This window comes from Blastomonas sp. (assembly GCF_041747255.1).
GTDB lineage: Bacteria > Pseudomonadota > Alphaproteobacteria > Sphingomonadales > Sphingomonadaceae > Blastomonas.
The window spans coordinates 1-6,049 of sequence record NZ_JBGTFM010000266.1 but is presented as its reverse complement, the minus strand read 5'-3'; the positions used below and the strand labels follow the sequence as shown (position 1 = coordinate 6,049).

Genomic DNA, 6,049 nt, shown 5'->3' with positions numbered 1-6,049 from the left:
GCATCACCGCGAACAGCTCGTCGGCATTGCAGGTGACCTCATCGAGCCGACATTTCAGCCGCCCGACCAGCGCAGCGACCTCGACAGCGCCGTTGTCCATCCGGTGCCACTGCGCGCGCTTGTCCGTCAACGCGAACACATAGTGATGGCCCTCCGAGGGCAGCAGAAACAGCAACGCCTCGTCCTTGCTTAAAGTCGCCTGCGCCTTGGCGAGATCAACCGCATTGGGCAGAATCAGCTGGGCATATTCAGGGAAATCGCGCGCGAGCTGCGCGTCGAGCACAGCAAGCTGCTCCGACAGCGCCTCAAGCTCAGCGCCAAGCTCGGCGATGATCGTGCTGTCGCTCTTCAGCGTTTCACGGCGATAGAGCGCGGTGGTCGCGGCAATGGCGTTGGCGGCATCCTGCCGTTGACGCACCACCGTGCCCAGCGGTCCGTCCCCGGCCAGATCACGCGCTGCGGCCTGGCTGATCGCTTCACCGGCATCGCTGAGCACCAGCTCTTGCGCGGCCTTGAATGCCTCGCCAAGCGCATCTCCATGGCTGTCGCGCGCGGCCCATCCGGGAAACAGCACCATATCGAACGCGGGCGACAGCGGATCGCGCCGGTCACCGCGCGCCATCGCCTTCGCCAGCGCCGCAGCGCCGGATGTGGGCTTGTTGGCAACCGCGCCGCTCCCCTGCTGCGCGATGCGTTGCTTGCGCAATCGGTCGGCAGCTTCTTTCGCGGCGTCGAGCGCGGCTGGCTCGTTCCCCGCGACCAGCGCCCGCGCTCGTGCCAGCGTCGTCAACAGGATGATCGTGTCGGTCCTGTCGCTGCCGCTGCCCAATTGCTTCTCCGACACCAGCTGTAGCGGCAGGGCCTCTTCAAAATAGGGCAAAGCCTCGGTTGCCTTGCCCTGGCCAAGCAGCGACGCGGCGAAGTTGTAGCGCGATTTCTGCGTGTAGATATGGCTCAAGCCGAACAGTTCCTCGGCCATCTGCGCGGCGATGCGCCCCGGGGCTTCGGCCTGCGCGAAGCCTCCCACGATGTTCAGAAAATAGGAATGCTGATTGTGGGTCAGCCAGATCGCTTCCTCCCTCTTTTTCTCGTCGAGGTCGGCGGATTGCAAATGGGTCAGCAGTTTGGCAAAGATACCCGCAGCCTGATCGAACTTCCCATTCAGCACCAGCGTCTCACCGAGCACGCGCAGAAAAGTCTCGCCGATATTAGCAACATTGGCCGTGTCGAGCTCTGCCAGGGTGTCGGCCATGGCGATGCCCGATTCCTCATAACGCCCGTCCTCGTTGTAGGACCGTGCATATTGCGAGATCGTTGACCGGGCCTGGCTTGCCTGCAACGATTCCAGCAGGCCAAGCTCTGCCGCCCGGCGATGCACTTTGCGGGCATAACCCAGGCGATCCCGGTCTGGCGCTGCGCGCGATTGCAGTTCGGTAAAATACAGCTCGGCGATACCGTTCCTGCTCGCGACCGCTTGCGCAATCTTGCTGTCCGTTGCCGCCAATATGACTGGATAATATTTGGGATGCTGGACGAAAATCGCGGTTTTTGCACGATAGTTAAGCGTCATGTTGTTGGCCATGTCCGCAGGGTTTTTGAGCGTCAGCCGGTAGGCCAGCCTGTCGATCAGCGAAATCGCAGGGTCCGTCCGCTCGTCGGCGGGCAGTCTTGTGATGGCGAGCGCGGCTTCAATCAGCGCTTTGTTGGACAGCGGCGAGGCTTCGTCAGCGGGGTCTGTCCCGATCCACTCAGGAGGTATGTCCGCCGTCTGTGCCGAGACCGGCTGCGGCAAAAGGACCGGCGTTGCAAGGCAGGCGGTCAGCAATAGGATATGGCGAACGGCAGTCAGGGCGAGCGCGCGCATTGCGAACCTTCCAGCAGGCTGCGACCCCGGCTGGAGGGTTAACATGATGGCACCGACTTGCCAACCGCGCGGGCCTAACGCGCGAGCAAGATGCGCGCCTGGCTGGCGATCTGGGCGAGCATTGGCACGCTGGGCACTGCTTCCAGCCGGGCGCGGGCAACGAGGGTGTTGAACTGCTTGATGCGCGGCAGGTTGGCCTCGGTCCATTGCGTCACGAACGCCTGCGGGTCGCTGCCATCGGCGCGGCGCAGAAAATCGAGCCGCATCTGCTGGAAATCGCGCGCAAGGCCCGAGACCAGCAGCCGCTCCCACGGGTCGGACGGTGACATGCGCGTCGCGGTCAGCTGTGTCCAGTCGAGCCCGAGCGTCGCGCCCAGATCAGCGAACGCCTGGGTCAGCGCCAGCGGATCGATGCCGCTGGTGGTGGCAAGATGCGCCAGCCCCGCCGCGCCATCGAGCCCTGTCAACCGCACGACATGGTTGGCAAGGCACGCGTCGGCGCCCGCCGCGACCAGATCGCGCGCCTGCCGCGCGGCTTGCAGCTTTGCCTCTGCATTAAGCAGCTCGTCCATGCGCGAGATCAGCGTCTGCACGCCAGTTTCCAGCGCGGCGACCATGCTGCCGGGCAGTTGCCCGTCGCTGGTCGCGCGCAGCACATCGGCGATGTGGATGCGCACGGTGCGCGCGGTGGCATCAAACAGCATCAGCCGCACCTGCTCGTCCATCGGCGCGTGGTCAAAATCGGCCCATATCGCGGGCAGCGCAAACAGCCGCTCGGTGGCGATGAATGCGGCGGCGACATCGGCGAGCGAGCAGCCCTCCTCCTCGGCCAGCTCAAACGGGTGGATCAGCCCCAGCCGGTTGACCATGCGGTTGGCAAGCTTGGTGGCGATGATCTCACCGCGCAGCTGGTGCTGGACCAGCACATCGCCATAGGCCTCGCGCAGCTGCGGCGGGAAGGCGGCGAGCAGCTCGGGCCGCATCGTCGGGTCATCGGCAAAGGGCAGGCGCTCGATGGCATCCTGCAGCGTCAGCTTGGCGGTGGACAGCAACACCGCAAGCTCGGGCCGGGTCAATCCCACGCCCTCCTGCGCGCGGCGCGTGAGCGTCGCATTGTCAGCCAGACCTTCGACGGCGCGATTGAGCCGGCCCTGTTCCTCGAACCGCTCGATCAGCCGCAGATATGAGGGCAGCGCAGCCACGCCGCCACGCTCGGCGATGGAAAGCCCCAGCGCCTGCAGCCGGTTGTCTTCCAGCACCAGCGTCGAGACATCGTCTGTCATTGCCGCGAGCAGGGCATTGCGCGCTGCACCGTCGAGCGCGCCCGAACGCATCACCGCATCGAGACCGATCTTGATGTTGACCTCGTTGTCCGAACAATCGACGCCCGCCGAGTTGTCAATAAAGTCCGTGTTGATCCGCCCGCCCTGCATCGAATAGGCGATCCGCGCGGCCTGGGTCACGCCAAGGTTGGCACCTTCGCCGATCACTTTGCAGCGCAGCGCCTCGGCATTGATGCGCAGCCCGTCGTTCGACGGGTCGCCGACATCGATGTTGTTCTCCGATGCGGCCTTCAGATAGGTGCCGATGCCGCCAAACCACAGCAGGTCAACCGGCGCGCGCAGAATTGCGGAAATGAGCGCTGCAGGCTCGATCTCGTCGCCCTCAATCCCCAGCACGGCCTTGACCTCGGCGCTGAGCGGGATTGATTTGAGCGAGCGCGCAAACACGCCGCCGCCTGTTGAGATCAGCGCCTTGTCATAATCGTCCCAGCTCGAACGCGGCAGGGCGAACAGCCGCGCGCGCTCGGCCCAGCTTGCCGCCGGGTCGGGGTCGGGGTCGAGGAATATATGGCGGTGGTCAAACGCGGCGACCAGCTTGATCGACCTGGACAGCAGCATGCCGTTGCCGAACACATCGCCCGACATATCGCCGCAGCCGACAACACGCACCGCATCGGACTGCACATCGACACCCATTTCGGCGAAATGGCGCTGCACCGAGACCCAGCCGCCCTTGGCAGTGATGCCCATCGCCTTGTGGTCATAGCCTTGGCTGCCGCCCGATGCGAATGCATCGCCCAGCCAGAAGTTGAACTCGGCAGCGATGCCATTGGCGGTGTCAGAGAAGGTCGCGGTACCCTTGTCGGCGGCGACGACGAAATACGGGTCCTCGCCATCGTGCACGACCACGTCCGCCGGGTGCACGACCTTGCCATCGACGATGTTGTCGGTGACCGACAGCAATGTGCGGATGAAGGTCTTGTAAGCCTCCTTGCCGCCCGCCAGCCAGCCTTCACGGTCGGTCGATGCGTCGGGCAGCTGCTTGGGGAAAAACCCGCCTTTCGCCCCAGTTGGCACGATCACCGCGTTCTTGACGCGCTGTGCCTTCATCAGGCCAAGCACCTCGGTACGGAAATCATCGCGCCGGTCTGACCAGCGCAGGCCCCCGCGCGCCACCGGCCCTGCGCGCAGGTGGATGCCTTCGACGGCGGGCGAATAGACGAACATCTCGCGCCAGGGCAAAGGCGCGGGCAGGCCGGGCACCTTGCTGCTGTCGATCTTGATCGCCAGCGCCAGCGCCGCCGCCGGAGAGAAGGCATTGGTGCGCAACACTGCCATGATCAGCGAGCGGAACATGCGCAGCAGCCGGTCGTCATCGATCGCCGACACCTGGGTGAGCCCGGTATTGATCGCGGCGAGCAGTTCGCGCGTCGCAGCTTCACGGTCGTCGGTGAACGCCGGATCGTGCCGCGCAGCGAACAAGGCGACCAAAGCGCGCGTCACATCGGGCGCATCGTGCAGCGCATCGACCACGGTGCCGATGCCATAGGGCAGGCTCGCCTGACGCAGGTAGCGGAACCAGCCGCGCAGCCAGATCACTGCGCGCTGTTCAAGCCCGGTGCTGGCGATCAAGCGGTTAAACGGATCGTCCTCTGCCTTGCCCGTCAGCGTCCCGGCAATCGCCGTTTCGATGCCATCGGCGCGCGCAACCAGCGCGTCGGCATCACCATTGCCCCGGATTTTGAGCAGAAAATCATGGATATGGCCAAAGTCTTTGTCGCCCAGCGGGGTGGGCATTTCCTCAAGCACATCAAAGCCAAAGTTTTCCAGCACCGGCACGGTTTCAGACAACGGTATCGCGTTGGTGCCGCTGTAGAGTTTGAGCCGCAGGTGCTGCGGTGCATCGTCCGCGTCACGATACAGACGCGCCGCGCGCGCGCCCTCGGCATCCAGATCGCGCAGCCGCATAATGTCGAGCGCGGCCTCGCGTGCGCCCGAGCTGCTGCGAAATGCGGCGGGGAAGCGCGGTGCATAGCGCGCAGCCAGTGCAGCGGCGCGGCTGTCTTCGCCCAGATCAATCAACGCCTCCTCCACCGAAGGCTCCCAACCACGGATCATCGCGCGCAGCGTGGCATCCAGATCGGCATCGTTGATTTTCACGTCGCTGCCATCGCGCACATCGAACACAAAGCGCAGCATGGCGACCTCGCTGTCCTCCAGCGACAGCGACCAGCTCAACACCTTGCCGCCCGATGCGGCGGTCAGCATCCTTTCAATCGCCTTCCGCCGCTCGGTTGAAACCTCGTCGCGGGGCAGCCACGCAAAGGCGAACAGATGGCGTTTGAGCGATGACTGGACAGTAACGACTTTCGAACGCGGCCGATCGGCGAGCGACATCGCGGTCAGCGCGACCCGCTCAAGATTGTCGAGGCTGAAGGCGATCAGCAGATCGTGCGGCAGCGTCGTCAATGCATGCGCCAGCGCCTTGCCGGCATGGCCGCTGGTCGAAAACCCGTATTTGTCGATCAGCAGTTTAAGGTGCGCGCGCAGCAACGGCACGCGCTCTGGTGCCGCAGCCAGCGCGGCGCTGGTCCAGATCGCGCCGTGAACCGACAGCGCGGCAACACCGCCATCCTCCCACACCGGCACGATGATCAGGTCAAGCGGGGTGCGGCGATGCACCGTGCAGATGACGTTCGACTTGATGATCAGCGGCGCGGGCTTGCCGCTTTCAAACCACGCAAACGCGCGCTCGAACGATTGCGGCGCGAGCAGCTGCTTGTTACCGACGCGCGCAAGGCCGAGCGGTGACAGCTTGTTGCCGTCGCGGTTGTAGCGCAGGTGCGCCAGCTGGGTCAGGTTGCGGTCAACAAACCAGCGCAGCAGTGCCGCCGCCTCGCCA

Annotated in this window: 2 protein-coding genes; both read right to left on the bottom strand. The window is 64.7% G+C overall.

Annotation, left to right across the window (positions count from 1 at the left end; translation table 11 throughout):
- On the bottom strand, nucleotides 1–1,864 hold a 1,864-nt coding region (locus tag ACEW8G_RS09145; protein WP_373488118.1), incomplete at its 3' end, for a hypothetical protein.
- A gap of 74 nt (nucleotides 1,865–1,938) precedes the next feature.
- Nucleotides 1,939–6,049 (bottom strand): NAD-glutamate dehydrogenase domain-containing protein (locus tag ACEW8G_RS09140; protein WP_373488117.1); only part of this gene is annotated, 4,111 nt, incomplete at its 5' end.